We start from the raw sequence: 26,880 nt of genomic DNA on the forward strand, positions 1-26,880 counted from the left end.
CAAACTCATTGTTAGAGCAAACCAAATTGCTTGGCAGGAGCTCAAAAATATGACCGCTTAAAACTGAGTGTGCGTAACATGAGTTAATTATCTAGTTCATTCTGATCTAAGTTTAATTCAAGTTGAATGCCCTCATGGATTTTCTCTTGCTTCAATTTGATTCCGATACCTAACAATCTTACTGGTATCCGTTTTCTCAAAAATCCTTCGTGTATGAGTTGGCATAAACTATTTAAATCGAGTCTGTCATGCATGCATTCCACCGTGGTTTGCTGAAAATCATTAAATTTTAATTTAACAAAAAGAGTGTGTATTGAAGAGGAGGCTTCCGCGCGCTTAATTCGTTCTTCAAGACGCACCATTAATTCAGGTAAAGCAGTAAAACAGGCTTCCACATCCGGTAAGTCCTGTAAATAAGTTTCTTCAACACTAATGGATTTGCGAATGCGCTCAGGATTAACAGGACGCTCATCAACTCCACGTGCTAAATCATAAAGTCGCTGCCCCATTACACCAAATTCATTGGATAAATACTCCATGGAATAATGGTGTAAATCACCACATGTTTTAATATTTAACGTCTTTAGTTTTTCCTCCATTTTAGGGCCGACGCCAAATAATTTGCGGACCGGCAAGTCGATCATAAATGCCGCAATTTCCTCGGGCCGAATTACCTTCTGTCCATTAGGTTTATGCCAATCACTGGCAATTTTTGCCAAACTTTTGTTCGGGGCAATTCCGGCACTCGAGGTCAAGTGTCGTGTCTGATAAATTCGCGCACGTAGTTCTTGTGCCATCCACGTAGCACTTCCTTTGTAATTAGGAGAATCCGTCACATCAAGATAAGCTTCATCCAAGGATAAAGGTTCAATAAGATCGGTATATTCTTCAAACAAGGCTCTGATGTACTGACTTTCATTTCGATAAACCTCCATACGCACAGGCCGCAAGACGAGATGTCGACATAATTTCAATGCCTGTGCGGTGGACATGGCTGAGCGCACACCAAATGCTCGTGCCGCATAATTGCACGTTGCAATAACTCCTCTTCGGTCAGCTGCTCCTCCTACCGCGATGGGTTTATTCGCAAGCTCAGGAAAATCACGCATTTCGATTGCAGCATAAAAACAATCCATATCAATATGAATGATTTTTCTTATCGGATTTCTATCCTTTAGTTCATTCATAATTTACTCTTTCAACACAAATGAACTTGGGGTTTTCCCGCATATCCAGCCCAAACTGGCAATGAACACTTATATCTAATGCTCATTAACTTAATGATTATTTTTTCGTGTATTTGCTAATTTTGAAATTTAAACCCATTATAGAGAAACAAAGTTAAATTATATAACCTTGTTACTCATATCCACTTTATATTAAATTCCTTATAATTCAGGAGGGCGTGGCTGCTCATCTGCCGGGGGATTATGTAATCTAGTATTAGCTACTTTAAAAAAAGTATGTATTGCAGAGGCGACAGATCTTGTTTCAGAGTAATCCGTTAATGCTGCGCGATAAGTATATAATATAGATGCTTGTGTTGTTGGAGCATCAGCGATGGCATCCTGAATAATATTTTTCATTGCAGGATCAGAGTGAGCGAGCTCTTCGAATCTGTCACTAGCTAATTTACGATTTTCTTCTGTTTGAGCTTGATCTTGGACTACTTGATATAATTGGACTAATTCATTATATAAAGCTGTTTTCATTTACTTGACTCCAAATTTAATATGTCCATATTTTAAACTATTTGGTAAGTAAATACAATATCTATGGTGTTATCATGGTGTTATGGCTATATTTGTAGCTCACTGTATGTTTTAAGCATTTTCAGAATAAGTGATTTCTTCATTTTTTACTTTGTCAATAAATGCCTTAAGTGATAAATATTTGCCATAACCTAAGTGTGTTCCAATAATTTTTTGAATTGGTACACCAAGTTTATGAAGATGAAGAATCTTATCTTTGTCTTTATCGTACATAGATGCTTGAATAACCCCCTTGGGCTTGCCAAGCTTGATGCCTTTGGCAACACGCGCACGTAATCCCTCTTTGGTGCGTTCGGAAATAAAATCTCTTTCTAATTCGGCAAGCGTGGAAAAAATAGTAATCAGCACTTTATTGGCCACATTGTTTTTAGCAATAGGATTTAAATCTAGGTTTTGTTTGATCAAAATTAATCTTGCCTGTTTATCTTGAGTAATCGTTTCTATTGTATCAAGCGTTTCCTTAATTGAGCGTCCAAGCCGTGATAATTCAGAAGAAATAATGACGTCACCTGGTAATAATTTATTTAATAGCTCATCGATTCGACGATGCGCGGTGGACTTCCGTGAAGACATTTCCAGCTCTATCCATTCATCAACCATCAGTTTTTGATCAATGCAATAGCGACTGATGCTATTTTTCTGACTATCAACACTTTGATCTTGGGTGCTCACCCGAACGTATCCATAAATCATATAAATTTCATCCAATTTTTTATTTCTTTTGTATTAAGGTCATTTTGACACATAACACCATAGATTTTATTATCGTTTATAATGCACCAATATGACATAGTTTCTCGCCCAATAAAACGAGCGTTAAAAGAATTAAATTTGATTTCCTGGATGTACCTTAATGGCAAAGCTTGAAATACTGACCCCGGCAGAACAAACTATTTTCAATGCTCCGCCAAATTTTTCCCCGTATGAACAAAATAAATATTTTGGTTTACCACCAGAGTTAACAGCCTGGCTGGAAAGCGTGGATAGCATCATCAATAAAGCTGGATTTATTTTATTGTTTGGGTATTGCCTGGCAGGAGCGCGATTCTACCAGCCAAGACAGTTTTATGAATCTGATCTCAAGGCCATATGCCAGCAATACGGCTTTGATAGCAATGAGGTGCAACTAAAAAAATATAATCAACGGACGTTTAATTACCACAAACAGAAAATTCGTGAATATCTTGCGATAAAACCCTTTGATGAAGAGGCAAAAACATTGTTCAGGGAGAGCATCCATGATCGCGTTGCCCGTCGTTACCCACCAAGACAGATTTTACAGGATGTATTCGATCTTCTGAAAGCCAGGCGTATTGAGATCCCTCGCTATAATCGATTTGCCTTGAGCATCACAGAGATAATCAGTGATTATGATAAACATCTGGTTTATATGATTGAGGATCAATTATCCGATGATCAAAAAATCAGTATGGATGCTCTTCTAAAAATAGAGGATGCTGATTCTTCAACCATTGCCAGACTTAAAACCATTAGTCACTCAAGAAAACCAAAGGAAATCAAGGAAAGTGTCGAGGATTATCAACTAATCCAAGGCCTATATAATAATATCATCCCCTTGCTGGACAGACTAAATCTTCACAATGATACAATCAAGCATTATGCAACCTGGGTTCGCAAGGCCAGTCTGTTTCAGATTAATCAGCTTCAGTCCGATAAACGCTATCTCCATATAATCTGTTTTCTGGTTCATCAGTATCAGTTAAGACAGGATATTTTTGCAGATATTTTACTGAACTGTGTGAAGGCAACGGAAAACGCCGCTACGAAAAATGAAAAGGAACATATCTTTAAACAAAAAGACCAGCAAAAGGAAACGCTGCAATTATTATCAGATGCAAGAATATCCTATAAGGCTCAATTGAAAAAAATTGAAAAGCTGGCAACATCACCTATATTAAGTGATTCGGAGAAGGTTCAGCAAATCAGGCAACTGCTGGAGGAATATCACCAACACCTGGAAATCCATCCACCGGAACCAAAACTGGATGAATGTACAAAACAGGCGCTCGATGAGATGAACGCACAAAACTATTACCAGATTCTGGAAGATTTATCCCTTAAATTACAGAACAGAGTGGCTGATATTTTGCGCAATATTGCATTTGATATTTCGGAAAATCAGGATATTCCTGCCATTTTGGTAGCTATCAAACACTATCAGGCTAAAACAGGTAACGTGGGGAAAGAGGCGCCAGTCAGCTTTTTATCTGAAAATGAGCAGGCGGCACTCTATTCCAGTGAAGGTAAATTCAGAGTATCCCTTTATAAGGTTCTTCTGTATTTTTACACGGCAGATTCTTTAAAAGCAGGTGTTATCAGTTTGAAACCAGCCTATCGCTACCTGTCACTGGAAAATTATTTACACCCAAAAGAACATTGGCAGGCTAACAAAAACCGGCTATTGGAAGAAGCAGGGCTGATCGGTTTTGCAGACATTGATCAATTAATGGCAACCCTTCAAAAAAAGCTTCATGGGGCATATCATAAAACCAATCGCCGTATTAAGGCAGACAAAAATCCGCACATCAAATTTGATTCAAAAGGACGAATGGTTCTGGCAACACCTAAAGTCGAAAAGATAAATACGCAGTCGGTATCTTCTCTATTTGCTGATCAGAAATACACATCGGTACTGAAAATATTGAGTGATATTCAACGGTTAACTCGTTACCTTGAGTGCTTTCGCCATCATAGCGTTAAGGACAAGAGAATCTTACCCAAAACATCCATATTTTATGCGGCAATTTTAGGGATGGGATGCAATATTGGCATCAGCAAGATGGCTAATGTTTCCAAAGGGATTACGGAAGATGTCCTGGAAAACTTTGTAAACTGGCACATGAGTCTTGATAATATTAATGCAGCCAATCAATGCATTCTTGATCTGCTTGGTAAGCTATCATTAGCCAGCATCTATCAAAAAAATCCTGGTGAATTACATACATCAAGCGATGGGCGAAAAGTCAGCGTAGTTGTTGAGTCATTGAATGCTAATAAATCGTTCAAATATTTTGGTAGTGGCTCAGGATCTTCCCTCTACAGCTTTATCGATGAACTGAATCGCCTGTTTTATACCACATCCATCAGTAGCTCCGAGCGAGAGGCAGCCTATGTCGCCGACGGGTTACTACATAACCTTTCAATAAAAAGTACCATCCATTCCACTGATACACATGGTTATTCCGAAGCAATTTTTGGAATATTGAACATGCTGGGAATTTATTTCGCACCAAGAATTAAAGGTCTGAAGAAAGCAACCCTATACAGTTTTAACTCTAGAGGCACCTATGAAACCAAAGGGTATAAAATACTCCCGCATCGCTATATCGACACGGATTTAATTAAAACACATTGGGATGATATTTTACGTTTGATGGTTACGATTAAACTTAAATCCACAACGGCATCACAACTGTTCAAGCGTCTCAGTTCATATTCTAAACAGCATCCATTGTACTGTGCCATCAAGGAATTTGGACGGATCATTAAAAGTCTGTTTATTCTTCGGTATATTGATGATGTGGAATTACGGCAGGCTGTTGAAAAACAGTTAAATCGCATTGAGCTATCGAATAAATTCTCAAAAGCCATCCTGTTTGGTAACAACCAGGAAATTCAATACAGCAGTAAAGATGAACAGGAAATGGTTGTTGGTTGCCAACGCCTAATCCAGAATGCAATTGTATTATGGAATGAGCTGTATCTTTCGCAAAAATTGGCTCTGCTGGAAGATGAAGAAAGCCGAAAGGCGCTGTTAACCATTATTCGCAATGGATCGACTTTAATCTGGCATTACGTCAATTTGCATGGGGAATATGATTTTACTCAGGATATTGAAGAGCAGGATATGTTGTTCGATATAGATAAAATATTGGCACTTAAGGTCGCTTAACTATCTCATTGCCAGTTTGGGCTGGATATGCGGTAAAACCCAACTTGAGGAACTTCAGACCATCGCGTGGTATAAGCAGGTGATTTAAGCTCGGCACGCATTGCCCAGGGTTTTGAATATCCTTCAGCTGCGAGTCGAATCGTGCTTCTTCCATACTTTTGATTGATATGATCAAACACACTCATCAGCTGTTCTGTATGATGTAATTGCTCATCACTGGGCTGATGAAACATATCCAGCTGGCGAGGGTTTTTAGGAATTAAATCTTCAAGACAAACACCTGCTTTTTTATAGTAATACCCGGATTTAAAAATTCGTTGTAAGCAGTGTTTGGCAATTTTGGTAATTAGACGCAAATCATCGGTTGCATTAACAAAACGAAACTCCATGGCTTGAAAGTGTTGTGCCAAATCCTCCCGAAACCGATTGGTATGTACAAATACAAACATGCGCTGTGCCACCAAGTGCTGGTTGCGCATTTTCTCAACCGCTCGGGCACAATGACCACTCACCGATTCGGCAATAGAAGCGTATCGGGTTTGCATCTGTCCAAAACTTTTTGACGACATGATACTTTGTTTTGGCTCAACTTCTTCTAAACCATTACAAGAAACTCCTTGAAGCTCCATGGCCGTACGCATTAACACGACATTAAAACTCCTCTTCAAAAGATGAGTATTGGTCATTGCCAAATCATAGGCAGTATGAATACCTCGCGATATTAATTTATTTTCCCATTGCCGCCCTACTCCCCATATGTCCCCTACTGATATTTGCTTTAATAATTGCTCACGATTTGACGTGATATTAAATACAGGAATCTTAAAAACCTTTTTGCATAAATGATTGGCCACTTTAGCCAGCGTTTTGGTGGCTCCAATACCAATTGAGGTAGGTATTCCCGTATGTTTTAAAATTTTCTTCTGTAATTCCTGGCAAAAAGTGTCATGACAATCAATCGGTAAACTTCTTAAATCAAGAAACGCTTCATCAATGGAGTAGATTTCCACGTGCGGCCAGTTTTCTTCAATAGTGCACATCACACGATGACTTATGTTGCCATAAAGTGTGTAATTTGAAGAAAAGGCTATCACTCCATGCTGCTTGCATAAATTTTTAATTTTGAAATAAGGCTCGCCCATTGCAATACCCAATGCCTTGGCTTCATTTGAGCGTGCAATGCAACAGCCATCATTATTAGACAGCACCACTATGGGAACATCTCTTAAATCAGGGCGAAATATACGTTCGCAACTGGCATAAAAGTTATTGCAATCGACAAGGGCAAACATGTTAGGCAAGCTCATGAAGAACTAAAGTGACCACACCCCAAATCACCATCTCACACTCTTGCGTAATATCGATGGGTTTAAATTTGGGATTAGCAGGAAGTAATTGCACCCTACCCCCTTTTTTCGAAAGACGTTTCACGGTGAGCTCGCCATTAACTGCTGCAATTACAATGCGCCCGTCAGAAGGCTCTATGCTTCTATCGACTAACAACCAATCACCTGAAAAAATTCCCGCATCCACCATAGAATCTCCCGTGGCCTGCAGAACAAATGTGGCGGAAGGATGTTTAATGAATTTGGTATTTAAATCGAGATATCCTTCGATGTAATCATCTACAGGGGATGGGAATCCTGCTTGAACTTTACTTGCAAATATGGGCAATTGATGCGCTGTGCGATTCTTTAATTGTTCTAATTCGGCAATTGTGGCTACCGGAAGACGAACTGCTTTGGTAGGCTCCCCTCTAGGACGCCCTGCACCTGCCCTTTTTCCGCCTCGTGGTGACATGATGACTCTTTTTTTGATTTAAGTACAAGTATCATAGACAAGGAAAAATAAGCTGTAAATCCCACATCAAGGCCACATGAGCTGAAATCACCATTAAGTCTTCGAGAATATTAAGAAAAAATATTTTTAACTTTTTTATTTAGATAATAGTTCCATCGCCAAGGGATGGTCAAAGTCTGCCTTATTCATTAAATTAGTGACCCGATATCCTTCCAAATCCTCATAAGGATAAGGTTTCAAAAGTCCTATCAATTGTGCTTTATCACATTGCGTGTTATTAAGCCAAATGGCTTGAGCCTCTTCATCTAAAATAACAGGCATCCGATGATGCACTGGCATCATTAAGGGGTTCGCATCAGTAGTAATGAGACAACAGGAATGGATTACTTCTTCTTCATGCTGCCAGGTATCCCAAAGAGCCGCAACAGCCAGTAAGTCACGATTCTTTTTTTGAAAGAAATAAGGTTGTTTAATCCCATCCTCTTGGTGCCATTCGTAAAAACCACTCATGGGCATTAAACAGCGTTTGGATTTCATCGCTTGACGAAATGCTGGTTTTTCAAAAAGGGTTTCGGCGCGTGCATTAATGAGGCTACCTATTTTTTTTCTATCTGTTGCCCCAAGAAGGAAGAAGTCCCCAGTGCAATAACACACTTTGAATTTCATGAGCTTCGATTTCTACAAGACACACCAACTCAGCCCCTGGTGCAATATTAAATCTAGGGGTAATTTCAATCGAATTAGAAAGATGAAATTGATATTTTAACTTGTGATAAGACGCGACATAAGCAAATCGACCGCACATGTTTTCATCCATTTAGTAAGTTTTATCAGTATAGTCCTTAATCCCGATTAATGAGAAAAGTCTCATGAACTACTCATAAAGAAAATTTATAGCGTTTGCTTGATTCAGGAAATTAAAACACAGCTCAAAAAATTTGAGTTAATGGAGGGGAAATTTTTTGCTCATTATTTACGCAAAAAATCTTCTCATCGAAGGATGATGGCAATGCCAACAATAAGGAAAAACCATCCAAGTGATTTTTCTTATTGAGACGCCATCCTAAGCGATGCATTTTCCTGCCAATTTATAATGTAAGGATTTTCATATCCTTCAATTGCAGCAACTTGCAATGCCCATTGTTTTTCCCAGGAACTTGGAGGAAATGTTTTATTCCAGACCATAAACAATTGTTTTTGCGAGGAGCTTAAGGATAATCCATAATGTTCCGCCATAAATAAGTAAGCACGTGCCACCACTCCTTTAGCAGAATCAGGCGGTTCAGCACGTCGCAATTTTTTATCAATTTTCATGGTACATCCCAAGTAATCGGGTTGTGTAGGTAGCACGCTAAATCGATAGTTCGATCGGGCTTGATTCACCACCCCTACTTCTGGCCATAAATTATAAAGTTCGGCTTCCACATGACGAAATTGTTCATCGATTTTTTCACAACATCGTCGCCCTTTATAAGGTTTTCCATGTTTGTCGTCGCACATGAGTTCACGCCAACATGCAAATTGCCGCCCAAAATGTTCAGCAGCCATAATATGCTCCCACTCAATGCGATGTGCTCGTTTGTATGAATCAGCAGCTTGCATGCCACAACTGGCTAAATTGACTTCTTTATCTTCATAACTACATTGGCAATATATAGTTTGAGGGTGTTTCTGAAATAACTGTGCCGCAATTTTCTTAGATTGTGAAAAAGAGCCTGGAGACTGGGCATAACTTAGAGAGATACAGCACAGTAAAACTAAGATTCGAAGCATAAGATACCATGAAGAAAAAAATAGGTGCCATTATAAAATGATTCTTTGTTTTTTCTATTAGAAAATATCAGTGCCTTGTAAAAGATTAAGTAGGATTCAGGCTTGCATACACCACAATACCACCTATTTTTAGTATTCAGCCCAATCAATAATTGTTGGAATCCTGAATACAGAATATCCCAAGCTTGTTGACCAAATTGCTGCTTAACCTGCTCACGCTTTTGTTCAAAAGAATCTAATAAAATTGTATACCAGTGAATAAAAGTGCTCGCTGAGATCAACACTTTCTTTAAATGTCCATCCAGTTGCAGAGAGCCGCTTCTTTAATTCAGGTAAATAAATTGGATTAAAACGAGAGGCTGTTTTTGACCATGGAAAGGGGCTTTGAATTGGTATCACATCGGGTCTTGAATAATCAAATAAAACAAGTGTCCCTTGAGAATCTGAAAGCTGTGATAATTTTTTTAACGCAATTTCTTGAGACTCAAAACAAAAAAAGGCACTGAAGCTATAGATACATTGAAATGATTTGTGGGCAAGCTTCGTGCTGCTCAAAATATCTTCGCATATAAATTGTACATCAGGATAGCTCGTCTTTGCATGATCAATAAGATTTTTAACGATATCAACGCCAGTAACTATGCCCCATCCTTTTTGTTGTACATAATGAGCAGTCCCAGCTAATCCACATCCTACATCTAATAAAAGTGCCTTCTTGTCTTTAATAATAGGAGACATTGTAAGCTCAATCGCTTCAATTTCACCAGGATGGGCAAAATCACCTTCTCTTAATGTCGCCAATATTTGTTTGGTGTATTCCATAATGTTAACCCAACGCGATGGCATATTAAGAATATCATATGTTCATGCCTGACGATACCTTACGCTATACATGTATGTATAGCATTATTGTAAATGAATGGGCTACTGTTAATAATCATCTACGTTATTTGATCGAGCATCACGAAACAAAATCTATTTTTAGTGATTAAACATTAAAACTCTGAACGAGATAACGGATAGAATGAAGATACTCATTGATACTTTTTTAAATCTCATACTCAAAAATCACAGGATATCTATCTTGCATCATAGGAGATTTTTTAACACCGATTTTAATACATCCCATTTTTTTATAGAATGGTTCAGCGCCAGGATCACTCCATAAAGTGAATCTGCTGACCCCAATCAATTTAAAGTCTTCTATCATCGTAGACCACATTTTCTTCCCCAATCCTTTACCTATATGATAAAAAAATTATCACATTCTATCTCTTTGTTACTAACCCTAAAACTATAAACCCGATTGCTTTTTCACATTGATCATGCTCTGAAATATAAAAAAGTTTTACAGTATTTCTTTCAAGATATTCTGTCGTCATTTGAAACAATACCATGAATTTTTCCATAAACTTACGCTCATATCCCCAATACGATTTTGATCGATACATTAAGGTATTGATTTTGTTTAAATCATCACGGGCGGCTTGTACACTTTTTACAACTATAAATCACCTAAAAACAGACCATGCCAAAAAATTCATTTACTCACGAATATTACACATCTTTATCAACAGATTTTGTGGATAACTTACGTTAAATTTTCATTAGCCTATCTGTGAATAGCATTATCCACAGAGTCAGTTCCAGTGATAAATTTAATCTTTCTGAATATGTATAATGAATAATATTTACTCAACAGCCTCTTCTATATTTAATTCTTCTTTTTGCTGAAGGAACATTTCAATCGAAGGCATCTCTGCATTTTGCATCACTTCTTGTATAAAAAGATGAAATCTATCTTTTATAAGAATATTTTCCATTCCATTTTTTTCAAATAATGAGAAATAGACTGTCTTTTTTATCTTCGCTTGAAACTGTTGAACTAGGTTGTTCTTTTCAATTTCGGATAAGTTGTTGAACATAGTATCAATATGCTTGCGTTTAAATAGCTCATATTCCTCTATATTTTTTTTATTAAAAATCTGATTCTTAGGATTATCTATTTGTTCTTTTGAACTTACTGGTGATTGGTAATCATCTTTTAATGCCGCCATTAAATATTTTGATAAATTTCTAATTACACCATTTTTATATGGTTCGCTATTAGTTATTAAATTGATTTTTTCTTCTATGTATAATTTATCAAATAGTTTAAGGACCTCATCGATTTGTTTCGATGAAAAGCCGAATTTTTGCTTTAGCTTATCTATTAAATCATTAGATGTATCTTGATCTAAGATTGAATTTTGTTGTTGTTTTTGTCTTATAAGAAATCTAAGCGAAACAACTTGACGGTTAAGCTTCTTAAATTCTGCCTCCACTGACATTAATGTATATTGATTAACTTCATCTACTGCTTTTTTAATAACCCTATTATTCAAATCCCTAAATATCTTATACAAGCCATTCTCAACACCCATTAGCTTTCTAAATGTGTCAAGATCAAACCAAGGAGTATTTCCAATGGATTTATATCTATTACAATTTTCATAAAGAGTTAATCCGTAACTTGATTGAAATTTTGTCTGGATATTAAGATCAATTTTACCGTATCGTACAGGATGGTATAATAATTTCCTCATTTTATTACTATATGAGTATCTACATATAGAACCTCTAATTGATACATCAGAAATAATTGAACTTGCATTCCATATTTCACTATCCTCTGATAACTCATCAATAACATTCCACTCAATTACTGTAGATAAAAGTTTTAATAATGCATCTTTTACTTTTCGATGATCATTACTATCGAATCCGACAAGCTTTGTTAGTTCGGAAATTTGAATTACATGTTCATCTTGAGTCATCAAATTATGATATGCATGAAATAATAATGCATTAGCAATTTTCCTCTGTAGTAAAGTTATCTTTCCATGACAGTGGATTGCCGCAATATGTTTTTTTAATTCAAATTTCTCTTTATTTGTTTTTGTTATTGTCATTTCAAGTCCTTTGTAGACTTCACCTCAAGAAAAGTTAAGCCACTTAACTTTATCCTGTAAACGTCACATCTCGTCAAATATTCTAAAAAATATACAGTAATCGGTCGTAGAGGAAAGTTAAGTGACTTAACTTTATCCCGTAAATGTCACATTTGAATAATTTACATTTAATCTATCTATGTCATTAACCCAACCAAAAGATAAGTCAATTAGTTTTAGCCAGAAAACATCTCAATTTATTACGCATGTCCTAAAAAATTAAGTCGCACCCACTGTAAAGTTAAGTCACTTAACTTTTTCCTGCAAACGTCACATTTGCGTTCCTACATAATTAGAAATTTATAAATTCTGTTTCAACATTAAAAATAATTTCACCTATTAGAATAAAATAGATTAAGACTTGATTAATCTTTGCAAAATAGCTGTTCTCAATATCTTACTTTGAACACCTTCAAGAGAAGGGTAGTCTGTCCTTATATTGATCACTGCATCACTAATTAATGTTTTAAAAGATCTATCTACTGAGATATAGTCCAATTTTTCAAACCCCTGCATTTGATCACTTAACATGACAAGTTCTTTATAATTAGTCATATTTAACAACTCATGTACTGCTTCACAAATCCATTTACTTTTTCCCTTTAAATCATATCCGCTCTTTATCATATCGTTTTTTAAGTCCGATAAGATTAATTCAGAAATCAAGTAACTTATTCTGGCTTTTGTATTTTTTGAATCTAGCTTAATCATTAACTTGTTCCAAATTTGAAATAATAGTTTTTAGGGCTCTTGAAATATCTCTTGGATTATCCATATTTACTTTGGCTAGATTTGTTTTTAACATGCTGTCTTCAACATGATCTAATAAAATACAGAATATTTTCTTTGCTGCATTAATATTATTAATTGAACCCAAACTAATTTTTTTACCTCTTACATAAGACGAAACTGTAACATTTTCATGTTGGTGATTTTTATCAAAATTTATTTCAAGATATTTTTTTAAATCAGCAAGTGTTGCTCCATTCATTGCGTCCTGTATTGCCTTGTATCTGAGATCTAAATCTTTGATTTGGCACAATATAGCAATTTTCTCAATATTAGATATCTTATTTTCAGCGATTATCTTTCTGATATCTTGATCAGCAGCTAAGAGTAACTTTAAATTTGAAGCATGAGGTTTTGAACAACCTATTAAATTACTAATATCTATTGACCGTATATCATTAATATTAAAATTAGAAGCTTTCGCATAAGCGTTTACAATCATTTCAAAATTAAGAAGTCTATCGTGCAATGAAAGGTCTGTTCGTTCGGAATTCTCCACCCATTGCAATAATCTAATTTTAAGCTCATCAGGTTTTTTATCTATTATTTTGGCTTGTATATCTGACTTGCCAATTAAAATAGAAGCTAATGTTCTGCGTTCACCAGCAATTAAACGATAGCTTGCATTTGATTCATACACTATGACTGGATTTAGAATACCATGATCATTTATTGAATTTGCTAATGATTGTAATTCTTCTTTTTCTTTAGATTTTATTTCCAATAAAGGATCGTTCTCAGAAAATCCTTGAAGCAGATCATTCATAGAGATCGTTAATGTTCTTGGATTATCAGGATCAACTTCTATTTTACTTAAAGGGATAACATCAATCCGTAATTGATTTGAGTAGTTTTGAGCTGCAGCAAAAGTCTGTTCTAATCCATCTGATAAAGAACTACCTATAGAAAATACCTTTTTCTTAGCCATTATTAAATACCTTATTCGTTATATATTGACATACATTTTCATACTCAATACGTTCTATACTACTTTCTGAAAGCTCGAAAATACTTTTAGGATTTGCATTTTCAGCAAGTATTTCTGTATAGACAGATCTTTTCTTTATCTCATGAGGAATAACATATTTAGAGGTAAATTCTTTATTTCTTAGATCATTTAGAAAATGCTTATGAATGTTAATATTTCGCACTTGATTAGGTAAAATTCCGATCAATTCAATGGGGTTATCTTTCGATCTTGCATAAGTTTCCTGTTTCCAAAGTTGCAACATCCCATAAATTCCCTCAATAGAAAATTGTTCCATTTGTGCTGGGATAACTAAATGTGTTGCAGCTTTGATTGCTGATATTGTTAAAGGACCTTTTGATGGAGGAGTATCAATAATAATCACATCATATGCTTTTTGTACTTCAGGATCCTCTACAAATTTTTTAATTTGCAAATGTACTTTCTCTTTAACTTCGTGTTTCGTGACAGCTTCAGCTTCTTGTAATCTAATTGAGTGTGCAGGTGCAATTTCAAGATTATTAATCTGTGTAGGGTAGGGAATAACTCCTTCACCATAGAATATATTTGCAATGCCGCTTCTGCCATCCCAGTCTATATCGACATCAGGCTCATAGTCTGGATGCAAAGGAGGGATTTTTCCTCCTTGATAAGCTGGATCATACGTCATTTGAAGATAACGACCAGAAAAGTTAGCCTGTGGATCTAGATCCATTGATAGTACTTTTTTGTTTTTTATTAGCGCCAAATATTCAGCCAATACAATCGAATTGGTTGTCTTTCCCTCACCACCTTTGTGAGTTGCATTTACAATAACTTTTGCCATATTGTTATTATTAAGTAGGTTATGTAAAAACATAATATATGCATTTGCATGTTATATGCAATATAAAGTCTTATAAAAAACAACAACTAACAGTTTGTTTTTTTGTTTAAGTAGTTTAAATAGTTTAATCTATAGTAATTAATTGTTTTTAAATGCTTTTCTTAATTGATATGTGTCATTTACGGGATTTAATGTGACATTTACAGGGAGTTAAGTGACATTAGCAGGATAGATTTGTGACATTTGCGGGATTTTAATGTGACGTTTAGAGGAAATGTGACGTTTGCAGGATTCTTGTCATATGCTCTATGGAGATTCGATTAAGTTATAACATCGAGTCGTTCTTTCTGTCATTTAATGATGTTGTTTATTGCTTTTTCTCATATAATTACTTACTTTTGATAGCAAAATTATTTGTCACTATAAATTGGTTAAGCCACGTTCTTCCTGAAAAATTAATTAGCATAGGTGGGCTTACCATAATGGGGGGGTAGGGCGTTAAATGGATGTTGGAGAGAAGGCTTCTAAAGGGATAGTATATTTACATTGGCTAAACGGAATAACAACATTTAGTTTTGCTATCCTATTTTCATCATTGTCTCTTTACTTAACAAAAAGAATTGGGCTGAGCCAAACAGAATCCAATGGAATTGTAGGTTTTTTTCTTGCTTCGAATTTTATTCTACATTTTGCATCTGGGTATATTGGTGATAGGTTGCTAAGTAATAGGCTATTATTTGCCGCTTCAATTATAATACAAGCGTTTGGGGTAATGGTGCTTAATTGCACTGATTCACTTGTCTATTTAGGATTGAGCTTATTTCTTATTGGTTGTGGCTTAGGTTCTACCTGTATAAACTGCTTAATTACACAACAATTTAATAGTCATGAAGATCAATTAAGGGAAAAAGCCTTTTTTTATAATTACAGTGCAATGAACATAGGTTTTCTGGCGGGTTATATTTTGAGTGGATTCATTGACTTAAAGGATAATTATGAAAACTTATTTAAGGTAAGCAATTTAATTAACGTAATAACAGTATTTCTGATAATCAAATCATGGAAATATTTAATAAGAAAGCCCGCTGAAGCAAAACGGGATATCTACAAAGAAAAACTCGGTATTTTATGCATACTATCAATTATTCCCATTCTTTATATTGGCTTTCATTTTTCTTGGTTAGCAAATTGTCTAATTCTCCTTATAGGAACCTCAGCATTATTTTATATAGCGTTTTTAGGATATGGTTCAAAAGATAAATTTGAGAGAAGAAGAATTTATTCATTCTTATTTTTAACAGTGGCATCAATAATATTTTGGATGCTTTATTTTGTTGGGCCAATGGGCGTCTCTCAATTTTTAAAGAACAACGTTAAGTTATATATCGGGGGTTATTATATTCCTCCACAGTGGATTATGAATTTAAATTCGATATTCGTTATTATTGGTTCACCCATAATTCTTATGATTTTTAACGGCTTACGAAGAAAAAATATAGCGATTTCAATTTCCAAGCAATTTGTAATTTCTCTATTATTTATTGCTTTGTCTTTTCTGATGTTGGCCATTGGTATTCTGGATTCTAGCCCTAAAGGTTTAACAGATATAAGTTGGATAGTTGTGCATTACATTTTTCAATCAATAGGTGAGTTACTAATTGCTCCAGTTGGTTATGCAATGATAGGTAATCTAGCTCCTGAAAAACTTCAAGGTATAATGATGGGGGTATGGATGATGGTTTCTGGAATATCTGCCACATTATCGAATTACTTTTCTAATTTAATGACACAATCTGAGTCAATAAATCCTTTAGTGAGTAATGAACACTATACTAACGCATTTATCCAATTGGGATTGTATGCTTTTTTGGGTGCTTTCATATTATGGATATTTTCTAAAACTGTTGAGAGCAGCATTATAAAATCAAAGATTCAACCAATTGAAATTGCTGCATAATCTACTGTAAAGATAATTCACCTCGGATTTTGGATAATTTTACTTCTTCTTGCATCAATATTTTTAAGAAATTTTCCAATATATTGGGGTTTGTTATTGTCTTGATGTCCCTTTTAATTCCATTAACTAGGCTTTGTTGTACTTGTAACGATGTTTGCAAGTTACTTTTAGGGCCAGGACTATAAGTCAAATCATCCACATTTTGCAGTCGCTTGCTTATAGTCATAGGATCTAAACCAGAGTAGTTAAATTCTTCTTTTTTTATTTTCAATCGAGCAGTATTTTCTTGATCGACTTTTTCTTGATAACGTTGAGCTTCAGGAGAGTGTTTGTTAAAACCTTTAGGTGTTCTCCAACGATTATTACGAAGAAGTTGAGAAACGATATTTATTTTATGTTGGAAAGTATCAATATTTTGAAATTGTTGTTTATTACTTAAGGAAAAAACAACCTCATCTAAAACCTTTTGAGGGGATGATAGCTTTACTCCGTGTTGTTTTTGAATATTCAATAGCATCCCTTTAACTATATTGAGTTCGCTTAGAGGGAGTTTAGTGTCTAATTGATTATGAGTAATATTATTAATTACTCTATTTTTTTCTTTATTATTGGTATCTTCTGAAACAAGATAATCCATTCTCTCGTTTATATCATTTCCAATATTCGCGGTTTTTTCTTTTATTTCTATAGTACGCTCAGGCTCGTTGGGAGATAATTGTAGTTTGCTTTGCAGCGTATCAGTAATTGCTATAAAAGATCGAGGTACACCATAATATTTAAATCGCTTTCGGATAATCAGCCCTTCTTCTAGGTTTTTTAGGTAGATATAAATCCTGCTTTCACTAAATCCGAGTTCTGCAGCAAGATCAGGAATTTTCCTTGTAAACCATAATCTATTTTCACGTTTTAAAAGGGTGCCTTGGTGATGGAATATGATTTTATCTAAAAGCAGAGCTTCTTTAGGGCATTTGGTTAATGAAAGCAGCTTATTAAAACCATGATAATAAATTGAATTATTCATAGTACATCCATGTTTAAAAATATTACTTAATTAATCCAGAAGTGGCCAACATATAGATTAGTTGGGGCGTGGTTTTGCAATTAAAGCTTGTTTTTAAGTCGCTGAGTCGATAGAGAATGTATCTTTTTGATTTTTTTGTATCTTCCGCAATGTCATTAACATGGCTGCCGTTTATTATCATTTTAATAATTTGGCTATCTACATGATCTATTACCATTTAAAACTCCGTTTTCATCTAAAAATGCATTCCAAGTAACATAATTTATAACTTGAAACACATTAATGCAATAAAAATAATTGTTTTTACTAATAAATTTTATTACATGAAATACGGGTTCATTGAATACCCTCATATTCTCTTGTATGATTCATTTATTAATAGGATTTTATATTGATGCCATATGAGTGAATTATCGTGGGATAAGATAAAAGGGGATATAGCTCGGATAAATAAACGCCTCTATGAAATATTAGAGACCATAGATGGTATTCAAAATATGCTTTTTACTGTACTTGAATATCAATATGGACAAATCATTGCAGATGAACATTATTTTTATTTACCAAATACTGGTGGCAAGCTATCAGCAGTTCCTTTCTCAATGGTATTAGAAAAAAATCTGGAAATGTTTATTGAGTTTAAAGGGAAGTCAAGTACACACCAAATCTATAAAGAAGGTGATTTTTTAAGTGTAAGTTCACTTTATAATGCTTCAAATACTCATCATCCTACCGATATATTACAAATATCATCGGGTGCGAGGAATACATTCTTGCTTTGTCCTGTGGCGGATTCAAGGCCTCATGCTAGTTTAGAAAAGTATTTTAAGGCGGATATTCCAGTCCCAGATGATCTGGGAAATCATTATTTAACCTTCAAAAGCTTATGTGATGCGGCTAATTGTAATTGGCGTTCAAGATTATTGGTATTTCCTTCTGAAATTGTAACCTCAATAAAAGAAAATAAATTACCTACTCTTTTAAGTTTAGTGATGGAGTTTGACTCTAATCAGACAGGATATTATGCAAATCTACCTTTTTATAATTATCTAATGGCTTATGTACGAGCAAATAATCCCGAAATATCTCAAAATGAATTCACTAATAATGCGATTAGTCAATTAATTACCATAGGAACAGGACAAGTTCCTGGCTATGGATTGGCTGTAGGTGATGATTTGCTACCCTTAGATTTTATTGTTGACGTGTATCGCAACATATATAAATCCAAATACACTCCCTTTGTTATGGAGCCTGTTCATTTTGATAAAAATAAGAACGATCCTGTTTTTTATTCAATACTCAAAGAAGAAATGGCTTTCAAACCAACATCATTTTCAAATAAACCACAACGCTGTGAATTAATATACGATACTTACTTACAATATTCGGATCATATAAATAAATTAGGTCATTTCAAGAGTACTCCGTTTTTTGAAAGTGCTACAAATCTGGATTTAACGCTTTTTCATGAAAAAAATAACCAAGTGACTAATAACCTATTTAAGTTGCCTAGAGACACAATTTTTTCTTACGATCCTCGGTTTTTAGAAGTAACTGAAAAGCTTGGTTATTCAGTTGAGCAGTTTCCTTCGAAAACAACATTTTTAGTAGGATGTTTTGGTATTAAATACAATGAAAATAAAGAAACTGTTATGCATTGATACCCTTCAGGATTATGAACTAATTGGTTGTGATCAACTCGTTCAATTAGGGATTTCTCCCATTTTTTTGATTAAAGATGCATCTAAGTTTGTTAAAAACAGAGAAAATGTATTAGTAAGCTCATTTTCATTTGAAGATCTACTAGCTATTTGTGATTCGATTCGCCCTGATTATATAGTCTGTTTTTCGGAAGATATGTTTGTTGATATAGCAAAAGTCAGGGAAAATCTAAATATTGCAGGTATGGGCTTGAATACATCGATGCTATTAAGTCATAAAGATCTTATGTATCAAAAATTGGATGGTCTATTTTCATATCCTAAAACAACTACATTGATTGAATCTTCCAACCTAAAATCAATCAAAGAAAAGATAGGTGTACAAGAGATATTTATTAAACCTATTAATTCCTCTGGTTCTTATGAGACATATCATATTAAAACCGAGGAGGAGTTTTGTAATTTTATAACTAATAAGAAAGAGAGTGACGAAAATTATATAGCTCAGGCTTATGTAGCAGATGATTTATACCATTCAGAATTGGCAGTATTTGATGGGCATATATTATTTGTAGAAGCTAGAAAATATACTCATCCAAATCATTTAATGGTCAGTAAAAATTTACCTATATTTAGTCTGAATATTTTAGATGCACATCAGAGAAAATTGATTTTAGATGCTTCAGTTAAGGTGTGCCAGTTATTAGAATTCAATAACGGGATACTTCACACTGAGTTTTTCATGAATGAGGATGGTTATATTCAATTTATTGAAACCAATGCTAGACCTCCAGGTATTGGTCTTAATAAGTTATACCAGAAGAAATACTCCATAAGCCTTGAAACAATTTTATGTTGTATAGTTTGTGGAGTTGAACCTCCTCGTTTAGTAAAGAATAAAAGCCATTATGTTTGTGGTTATTTTCCTAGAAAGAACGGTGTTATAAAAAAAATTAATAAGCCTGAACTTTCTGTACAAAATGAGTGGACACTTTTTGTTAGGCCTGATGATACAAGCGAGCAAATGGCGCATATGTCTAAGTCGGCGATGGTGATTTGTTGGGACGACTCTATTACTGAAATAAATCAAACAGGAAACTTTCTGGCAGAGCAAGATATTGTAGAAATATATTAATTCTAAAAATGGATTATAGCCTCATTTTGGCTGCTGATGAGTTTTTAGTAAGGTCTTTAAACAGTTGTTCGTTCATATTTTCGTCACAATTGTTAAAAATATAAATAAATTATATATGTCGTTTATAAAAAAATCTACGGGTTATAAGAATGCATGAATATCAATTAATAGAGTTTAATTCAGATAGAAAACAAATCCAATTGGTTTCCAATAAATCAAATTTGCAACAAGTATTAGCAGAATTTTATAAAGAAAATTTTGAAAAGATGTTTGACGAAAGTGGTTGTTCAAAGGGATACATTTCCGTATTTGTTAACTCAGGACAGATCTCATCCATTAAAGACATCACTCTTAACCCTAATGATCAGGTGTGTATTGTAACTTCTATTTCAGGAGGGTAGTAGAGTGGATAGATACAAACGCCAAATTTCTGTTATTGGAGAGCAAGGTCAAAAACTTATAAATAATGCAACAATCATGATTGTTGGGCTTGGCGGTATTGGAAGTCCAGTTGCTCAATATCTTGCTGCAGTGGGTATTGGAAAGTTAATTCTTGTCGATTATGATAATGTAGAACTTTCTAACTTGCATAGACAGATTTTATTTAATGAAGCCGATATTGGGTGTTATAAAGCCGAAAAAGCGAAAGATGTTTTAAGTAAAATTAATAAAAATGTGGTTATAGAGGCGTACACTAAAAAATTTGATCTAGATTTTGGCTATTCTTTAGTGTCAGATGTAGACTTGATCATCGATGGTACAGATAATTTTGAAACGAGATACCTTATTAACGATATTTGTGTTTTAAAGAAAAAAGTATTTATCAGCTGTAGTATTTTGGTCAGTATCATTCAGCTTGCTTTATTTGATACAAAGCACCTTTGTTATCGTTGTCTATACCCTAATCCACCACCTATAGGTGTAATACCTAATTGTTCTGAAGCGGGTGTGTTAGGCACTGTGACAGGAATAGCAGGAACCATGGCTGCTAATCTTGCGTTAAATTATTTACTCAAGATAGAGAATGAGAAAGTATCACAGATACGAATAATAGATGCAAAAAACTTCAACATCTCTTCCATGCCCATAAAGCAAAATAATAACTGTTTTGCATGTAAACAAAGAAAAATCAGCTTAGGGTATCTGCAAAATCAAAACGCTGATTATGGAATTTCCTTGGAGCAACTTGATAAAACCAAGCATTTTCTGGTTGATATAAGGCAAAAAGAAGAACGAGAGATTGCTAAGTTAGATGATGATCTATTTTTTCCTATAAAAGAAAATACTGATTATTCGTTTTTCTTATCCTATAAAGATAAAAAGTTGGTATTTTATTGTGCATCAGGATATCGAAGTAAATTGTTTGTATCAGAACTTAGAACCTTAGGCATTGATGCCTATTATCTTAATGAAAGGCTTTCTAAATGATTTTTGAGCAGACAGAAACGTCTTTAAGAGCTCGCAATTACGGCGAAACACTAAGCGTATTGTCTCATTTCAAAAAACTGGCAGGAATTACACGATTAGCTGATTTAACCCATTTGGATTACACAGCGCTACCTGTTTATACTGCAATAAGGCCTAGAGCAAAATCGTTAACTACGAGTCAAGGAAAAGGATTTACAAAAGAAGCGGCTCAGTGCTCGGCATTGATGGAGTCTATTGAAGTATATTTTGCTGAAGAATTAGTCCCACAAGTAACTAATAAGTCAGAGCTTGAGTTAGTTCAAGATAAGGCTGTTTTTTTACCAATAAATCATCTTTCAAAGTCAGTACATTGTATAGATTTATCAAGACCAATGAATTGGGTACAAGCTGAATTAGTATTTGCAGAAAAAACCATTCTCGTACCTTTTGCTGAGTACTCACTAAATTCTTATTTGCCGGAAGTGTTGATTTACTCTCCTGATACAACCGGACTTGTGGGGGGAAATAATTATAAAGAAGCCCTTTTACATGGTATTCTAGAGGTGATAGAACGACAAAATGCGCAACAGATCTCTGAGATCGCTTTTGTTAATGGCAAAATGGTCAAAAATATAACAGAAAAATTTGATTGTCATATTTACTTTCATGAAAATATTTATGAAATTCCTTCATTTGAGGTATTGATTAAATCAAAGAATCCTTTTGAAAATCAAATCCTATTTAAAGGAGGTGGATGTCATCTCAATAAACAAATAGCTTTAAATCGTGCACTAACTGAGGCCATTCAATCGCGAGTAACCACAATAGCAGGCTCCCGCGATGATTTGATTCATACTAAGTATGATTTTAAAACTAGTGAGTTTCCTGTAGTCATAGATAAAAAGGGGTTTGCTGAATTACCCAATTATTCGGTAGAGACGATAGAAGCTGCCCTTTGGTCGCTGTTTGAAAAGATTAAGGGGAAGAATCAGGATATTTTAGTTTATAAATACTATGACAAAGAAATATGCATTTTAAAAGTAAAACTAATTTCTATGGATTTGATAAACCATGTATGAAACAGTAGTTTTCTTAGAAACTTCGTTAACTCATCAAGAGGCGATACATCTACTTCCCAATGCAACGTATTTGCCTTCAATCAAAAAGGGAGATGTGCTTAAGGCAATAAAAGAAGGGTACAAACGGATTGTTATCATCGATGGAAATTTTTCCTGGGTTCCTTCTGTGTGGCATAAAGAAATATTAACAGCATTAGACTACGGTATTGAGGTTTGGGGTTCGGCTTCAATGGGTGCTTTGAGAGCAGCGGAGCTGAATGCTTTTGGCATGAGGGGGCATGGACGTATATATGAGATGTATAAGAATGAAGAAGTAGATGGTGACGATGAAGTAGCTATTGCTTATTCTAAATTCAATAACGTGCAAACTATTCCTTTGATCAATATCCGCCTAACGCTTGAACGACTAAATAGTATTAATAATGAAACTGTTTTAAATTCAATACGATCCATTTTTTATGCTGAAAGAACCTGGGAGAAAATTGCTCAACACGTGTCAGAAGATCTTTATCATTTGATTAAATCTAATTATATAGACGCAAAAAAAGAGGATGCAAAGTCGTTATTGCTTTCCTTAAATCAACAACACATTCTTTTTACGGTTTCTGATTTAAATAGAAAAAAAAGAGAGTTTACTCTTTTTGAAAAAAAATTAATTGAGTCTACTTTGTCTCCTGTTTGGTTGCGTGCTCCTATGCATGAGCAGACAGAATGTTCAGCTTCTCTACAGAGGGCGGAAAATATTCTTAAATTACTATCAATTCCTGAAACAAAAAAGAATAGGATCCGTTATCAATACTTACTGTCTCTTCTTGATCAACAAACGTATGCAATTACAGAATACGAGCTTATATATCAAGTCGAACAATTTAGAGAGGAGCATAATTTGTTAAAAGGAGAGGATTTTTTTAACTGGTTAAAGGACATGGGATTGCATGAGTCTAACCTAGAACAACTCTTTATCGATTATGTAAAACTGATGAAACATTTGATAATTACCTATGATTACAATAGTTACTTTAATTAGCCTATTCATTCTAAAAAAATATTTTCACTTTTTTCATATCCTTGCACCTAGGTGAATGCACCTTCATTTAAATGATGGTTCAATAACCTTTTCGCTTATCAAAATAATCCATTATGACTGTAGAACAAGAAGTATTCGATATTTTAGAGAGTTGTATTTCCTGTTTGCAACAGGCAGCCCTAAACATAGGTGGCTTTGATTTTGATAAACATGCACAAGCGGCGATATATGCATATTCATTATTAAAAAGGCAGCAGTTGTTTTTAATGTATCCGTTTGAAAATGAGACAGTACATTAAGGGATATAGCTAATAGATCAGTATGATCGCTTGGACAAAACGAGGTAAAGGCATTCAGATAAATCGAACAAAATTTTTTAAATGAATAAATATTTATTCATTAATCGCTAGATTAGAACGCAAAAAAATTAAGAAATTTAAAAAATGGGCATCCTATGATGCTCAGAGGATTTCTTTAACCAAAAAAAGGAGGATGTGATGCAAGTTGCTCAAGTAATAAATGATTTTAGCCTATATCGGAATTAAATCAGGCAATTACAAATGAGGGAGCTATTTCAAAATGTTAGTTCTATCAAGCGAAGAGGGTGAAAGCATCATGATGGGTGACAATGTTTGTATCACTATTCTTAAGAATGTTGACGGCAAAGTTGATGTTGGTATATCTGCCCTACGGGAATGGCTGTTCATAGATTAGAAAGGGGGTAAATATTCGTAATAAAAGCTCTGAAAAATAAAAACGTAATATCAATTTGAATTAAAAAAGCTGTTTTATTTATATTAAAGGGAAAAAAATGGAAGCTAAATCGGCTTTGGCTTATTGTCAAAAAAAATATGTAAAATCACTAAATGGTCTGAGTGGAAAGAAAGGAAAACAGATCAATGAATCCTTTCTTGTTTTGGATCAAGAAATAAAGAAGCTCGATCCTATTACTCAAATTAATCTTTATTCAATAACAACTCAGCTGTTAGAAAGTTTGATAAATGAGCCGCATGATGCGATTAATCCAATTGACGTGTTTAATTTAAGATGCCAATCAATCTTGGGGGCAAAATATAATAGCTCCTATTATATCGCTCTAGGATTGGCTCTGATTGGTATTGCCTGTGCTGCATTAGTTACAGGAGGTGCCATAGGTATTGGAATCGGAATTTTGGCTGGCTTGTGGCAAACCCCTCTGATTTATTTAGCATCATTGATGGCTTTTGAAATGCCTGCGCTAGGCGTTGCGGCTCTTAGTGTATCGTTAGGTCTGGGCGTTGGCTTAGCTTCTGGTTTTTTATTTTTTAAAGAGCCCCAAATAGTCACGGCAAAGAATGATTGCATTGAACTGGTTAAGGAAAGTTATTTAGATGATAACGTTGATGAAATAGAAAGATCAGCGTTAACTCATGCATTGGATCAATAAAGATAAACCGTACTCAAATATGTTTGTTTAAAAAATCATTAATGTATGAAAGGGTATAAGGATATTAATATGAATTTTCTTTATAAGAATAAAGCGATAATTGCCAAATCAATTTTATTAACACCAGTTATCATAATGCTTGTGTGTTGCGCTGCGACACAAACGGCGTTGGAGCATCGCACTCTAGAGGTCAGCACCAAACAAAGTGAAACGATTTTTTTAGATCCAGTCTCCAATAATCAAAAAACCGTTTATGTTTCGGTAAAAAACACCTCTGACGAGGAATTGAATATTACGCCACAATTAAAAACTACTTTAAGCTCTCATGGTTACAAGATAGTTAATAACCCCAATTCAGCATATTATCTGCTGCAAGCCAACGTACTCAAGATAGGAAAAATGAGTGTTGCTGCGAGTCAATCCGCATTAGACGGTGGTTACGGTTCCGCGATTGCAGGTGCGGTAGCGGGTACTGCTGCCGGGAGTTTTACTAACTCAAGTACCGGCATGATTGCAGGTGGCCTTGCTGGCGGTGTCATTGGTTTGGCTTCGGACTCATTAGTTAAAGATGTGAATTACACGATGATTACAGACGTGCAAATCAGTGAGCGAGTAGGGAAGGGAGTTAAAGTCAATGAACAATTCCAATCCAATTTAAAAAACGGCAGCAGCTCAGTGACTACTCAAACCTCATCGCGCGATAGCCAATATCAACGCTATAGAACTCGTGTAGTGTCGAATGCTGATAAAGTAAACCTTAAATTTCCAGAAGCACGTAATGCGCTAGAGCAGGGATTAACTAAGGTGATTTCTGGGATCTTTTAAAGAGCGTCCAGAGTTCTAATTTGAAAACAAAGTGACTTATATATGCCCATGAAAAGCGGGTGATAGGATTTTTTTACTTAAAAAAAGGAGAAGAAGCGAAATGAGGCAAAATTTATACAAAAAATCAGCGCTATTTGTAAGTTCTATTGGGTTGTCTGGGGCTGTGTTTTCAGCCTCTGTTGATAAAGACGAATTGGCGAATGAGTGTAAATACCTGGGAGCCAGTTTAAGCCAATTATCCAACGCGAATACGAAAGAGCATTGCTCCGTTGATGTGAGTTATTCAGGCGTCATGATGGAGCAATCTGCTGCATTAATTAAAGAAAATCGGATTCAATTTGCATTAGATAACCTTGGTTTGGTGTATCGAACCCTAGAGCGAGCCCGTTCAAATCACGAGTGTAGGTATTTTTCTTCGATGATGATGCCTTATTTAGAAAAAGCAGACACTTTAGCTCGTGAATTAACGTCAATACCTCATGATTTAGCAAATTAGCAAGGAACGAACT

27 protein-coding genes and 1 pseudogene are annotated in these 26,880 nt (G+C 34.8%); 13 read left to right on the forward strand and 15 right to left on the reverse strand.

Annotated features, from left to right (window positions below; genetic code table 11):
• Positions 1 to 83: 83 nt before the first annotated feature.
• The 3 genes from dinB to Lsan_RS01925 all read right to left on the reverse strand — a co-directional run bounded on the left by dinB (position 84) and on the right by Lsan_RS01925 (position 2,465).
• Positions 84 to 1,187 (reverse strand): DNA polymerase IV, encoded by a 1,104-nt coding sequence (gene dinB / locus Lsan_RS01915; RefSeq protein WP_058512856.1) that lies wholly within the window; start codon positions 1,185 to 1,187, stop codon positions 84 to 86.
• Between the two features lie 201 nt (positions 1,188 to 1,388).
• A complete protein-coding gene (locus Lsan_RS01920; protein ID WP_058512857.1) occupies positions 1,389 to 1,712 on the reverse strand; it encodes a hypothetical protein in 324 nt (107 codons plus the stop codon).
• Positions 1,713 to 1,823: 111 nt separating this feature from the next.
• On the reverse strand, positions 1,824 to 2,465 hold the full coding sequence (locus Lsan_RS01925) for a recombinase family protein (protein ID WP_058512858.1): 642 nt from the start codon (positions 2,463 to 2,465) through the stop codon (positions 1,824 to 1,826).
• A 160-nt stretch (positions 2,466 to 2,625) separates the two neighbouring features.
• On the opposite strand from Lsan_RS01925, the gene Lsan_RS21380 reads away from it, so the two are divergent.
• The gene (locus tag Lsan_RS21380; protein WP_058512859.1) at positions 2,626 to 5,685 is read left to right on the forward strand and encodes a Tn3 family transposase; all 3,060 of its coding nucleotides are present in this window, start codon (positions 2,626 to 2,628) and stop codon (positions 5,683 to 5,685) included.
• Positions 5,686 to 5,690: 5 nt separating this feature from the next.
• Here the strand turns inward: Lsan_RS21380 and Lsan_RS01935 are convergent, their stop codons facing one another.
• The 10 genes and pseudogenes from Lsan_RS01935 to Lsan_RS01975 all read right to left on the reverse strand — a co-directional run bounded on the left by Lsan_RS01935 (position 5,691) and on the right by Lsan_RS01975 (position 14,863).
• Complete coding sequence (locus Lsan_RS01935; protein ID WP_058512860.1) at positions 5,691 to 6,992, reverse strand: Y-family DNA polymerase; 1,302 nt, start codon at positions 6,990 to 6,992, stop codon at positions 5,691 to 5,693.
• Positions 6,979 to 7,485: a LexA family protein gene (locus tag Lsan_RS01940; protein WP_058512861.1), complete on the reverse strand. Its 507-nt coding sequence runs from the start codon at positions 7,483 to 7,485 to the stop codon at positions 6,979 to 6,981. Before Lsan_RS01940 ends, Lsan_RS01935 begins: the two co-directional genes overlap by 14 nt.
• Before the next feature lie 135 nt (positions 7,486 to 7,620).
• Positions 7,621 to 8,290 (reverse strand): annotated as a pseudogene (locus Lsan_RS01945) (SOS response-associated peptidase).
• A 242-nt stretch (positions 8,291 to 8,532) separates the two neighbouring features.
• A complete protein-coding gene (locus Lsan_RS01950) occupies positions 8,533 to 9,258 on the reverse strand; it encodes an endonuclease (RefSeq protein ID WP_058512862.1) in 726 nt (241 codons plus the stop codon).
• A gap of 225 nt (positions 9,259 to 9,483) precedes the next feature.
• Positions 9,484 to 10,080, reverse strand: a complete 597-nt coding sequence (locus Lsan_RS01955) for a class I SAM-dependent methyltransferase (protein ID WP_058512863.1) — start codon at positions 10,078 to 10,080, stop codon at positions 9,484 to 9,486.
• A 226-nt stretch (positions 10,081 to 10,306) separates the two neighbouring features.
• Positions 10,307 to 10,480, reverse strand: a complete 174-nt coding sequence (locus Lsan_RS21385) for a GNAT family N-acetyltransferase (protein ID WP_083505064.1) — start codon at positions 10,478 to 10,480, stop codon at positions 10,307 to 10,309.
• Positions 10,481 to 10,949: 469 nt separating this feature from the next.
• Positions 10,950 to 12,209: a replication initiation protein gene (locus Lsan_RS01960; protein ID WP_058512864.1), complete on the reverse strand. Its 1,260-nt coding sequence runs from the start codon at positions 12,207 to 12,209 to the stop codon at positions 10,950 to 10,952.
• 393 nt (positions 12,210 to 12,602) lie between these two features.
• Entirely contained in the window at positions 12,603 to 12,959 is a 357-nt protein-coding gene (locus Lsan_RS01965; RefSeq protein ID WP_058512865.1) for a hypothetical protein, read from the reverse strand.
• Positions 12,952 to 13,965, reverse strand: coding sequence for a ParB/RepB/Spo0J family partition protein (locus Lsan_RS01970; RefSeq protein ID WP_058512866.1), 1,014 nt, complete (start codon positions 13,963 to 13,965; stop codon positions 12,952 to 12,954). The genes Lsan_RS01965 and Lsan_RS01970 overlap by 8 nt, the downstream gene beginning before the upstream one ends.
• Positions 13,958 to 14,863, reverse strand: a complete 906-nt coding sequence (locus Lsan_RS01975; protein ID WP_058512867.1) for a ParA family protein — start codon at positions 14,861 to 14,863, stop codon at positions 13,958 to 13,960. The genes Lsan_RS01970 and Lsan_RS01975 overlap by 8 nt, the downstream gene beginning before the upstream one ends.
• A 469-nt stretch (positions 14,864 to 15,332) precedes the next feature.
• Between Lsan_RS01975 and Lsan_RS01980 the strand changes: the two genes are divergently transcribed.
• Positions 15,333 to 16,787: a peptide MFS transporter gene (locus Lsan_RS01980; protein WP_058512868.1), complete on the forward strand. Its 1,455-nt coding sequence runs from the start codon at positions 15,333 to 15,335 to the stop codon at positions 16,785 to 16,787.
• Position 16,788: 1 nt separating this feature from the next.
• On the opposite strand, the gene Lsan_RS01985 is transcribed toward Lsan_RS01980, so the two are convergent.
• Positions 16,789 to 17,808: a hypothetical protein gene (locus Lsan_RS01985; RefSeq protein ID WP_058512869.1), complete on the reverse strand. Its 1,020-nt coding sequence runs from the start codon at positions 17,806 to 17,808 to the stop codon at positions 16,789 to 16,791.
• Positions 17,809 to 17,830: 22 nt separating this feature from the next.
• Positions 17,831 to 18,025 (reverse strand): hypothetical protein, encoded by a 195-nt coding sequence (locus Lsan_RS01990; protein WP_058512870.1) that lies wholly within the window; start codon positions 18,023 to 18,025, stop codon positions 17,831 to 17,833.
• A 184-nt stretch (positions 18,026 to 18,209) separates the two neighbouring features.
• On the opposite strand from Lsan_RS01990, the gene Lsan_RS01995 reads away from it, so the two are divergent.
• From Lsan_RS01995 to Lsan_RS02040, 11 genes are all read left to right on the forward strand, one after another.
• A complete protein-coding gene (locus tag Lsan_RS01995; protein WP_058512871.1) occupies positions 18,210 to 19,472 on the forward strand; it encodes a hypothetical protein in 1,263 nt (420 codons plus the stop codon).
• Positions 19,444 to 20,607, forward strand: coding sequence for an ATP-grasp domain-containing protein (locus Lsan_RS02000; RefSeq protein ID WP_058512872.1), 1,164 nt, complete (start codon positions 19,444 to 19,446; stop codon positions 20,605 to 20,607). The genes Lsan_RS01995 and Lsan_RS02000 overlap by 29 nt, the downstream gene beginning before the upstream one ends.
• Positions 20,608 to 20,756: 149 nt before the next feature.
• Positions 20,757 to 21,008 (forward strand): ubiquitin family protein, encoded by a 252-nt coding sequence (locus tag Lsan_RS02005; protein ID WP_058512873.1) that lies wholly within the window; start codon positions 20,757 to 20,759, stop codon positions 21,006 to 21,008.
• Positions 21,009 to 21,012: 4 nt separating this feature from the next.
• Positions 21,013 to 22,035 carry a HesA/MoeB/ThiF family protein gene (locus Lsan_RS02010; protein WP_058512874.1) on the forward strand — a complete coding sequence of 341 codons (1,023 nt, stop codon included), beginning with the start codon at positions 21,013 to 21,015 and terminating at the stop codon, positions 22,033 to 22,035.
• On the forward strand, positions 22,032 to 23,093 hold the full coding sequence (locus Lsan_RS02015) for a YcaO-like family protein (RefSeq protein WP_058512875.1): 1,062 nt from the start codon (positions 22,032 to 22,034) through the stop codon (positions 23,091 to 23,093). Before Lsan_RS02010 ends, Lsan_RS02015 begins: the two co-directional genes overlap by 4 nt.
• Positions 23,086 to 24,120: a TfuA-like protein gene (locus tag Lsan_RS02020; protein WP_058512876.1), complete on the forward strand. Its 1,035-nt coding sequence runs from the start codon at positions 23,086 to 23,088 to the stop codon at positions 24,118 to 24,120. The genes Lsan_RS02015 and Lsan_RS02020 overlap by 8 nt, the downstream gene beginning before the upstream one ends.
• 113 nt (positions 24,121 to 24,233) lie before the next feature.
• Entirely contained in the window at positions 24,234 to 24,419 is a 186-nt protein-coding gene (locus Lsan_RS02025; protein ID WP_058512877.1) for a hypothetical protein, read from the forward strand.
• Positions 24,420 to 24,699: 280 nt separating this feature from the next.
• Positions 24,700 to 24,834, forward strand: coding sequence for a carbon storage regulator (locus Lsan_RS23470; protein ID WP_083505065.1), 135 nt, complete (start codon positions 24,700 to 24,702; stop codon positions 24,832 to 24,834).
• A gap of 97 nt (positions 24,835 to 24,931) precedes the next feature.
• Positions 24,932 to 25,546, forward strand: a complete 615-nt coding sequence (locus Lsan_RS02030; protein WP_058512878.1) for a hypothetical protein — start codon at positions 24,932 to 24,934, stop codon at positions 25,544 to 25,546.
• Between the two features lie 69 nt (positions 25,547 to 25,615).
• Entirely contained in the window at positions 25,616 to 26,371 is a 756-nt protein-coding gene (locus Lsan_RS02035; RefSeq protein WP_058512879.1) for a complement resistance protein TraT, read from the forward strand.
• 100 nt (positions 26,372 to 26,471) lie between these two features.
• Positions 26,472 to 26,867: a hypothetical protein gene (locus tag Lsan_RS02040; RefSeq protein WP_058512880.1), complete on the forward strand. Its 396-nt coding sequence runs from the start codon at positions 26,472 to 26,474 to the stop codon at positions 26,865 to 26,867.
• Positions 26,868 to 26,880: the final 13 nt, after the last annotated feature.

Source organism: Legionella santicrucis, from assembly GCF_001468135.1.
Taxonomy (GTDB): domain Bacteria; phylum Pseudomonadota; class Gammaproteobacteria; order Legionellales; family Legionellaceae; genus Legionella; species Legionella santicrucis.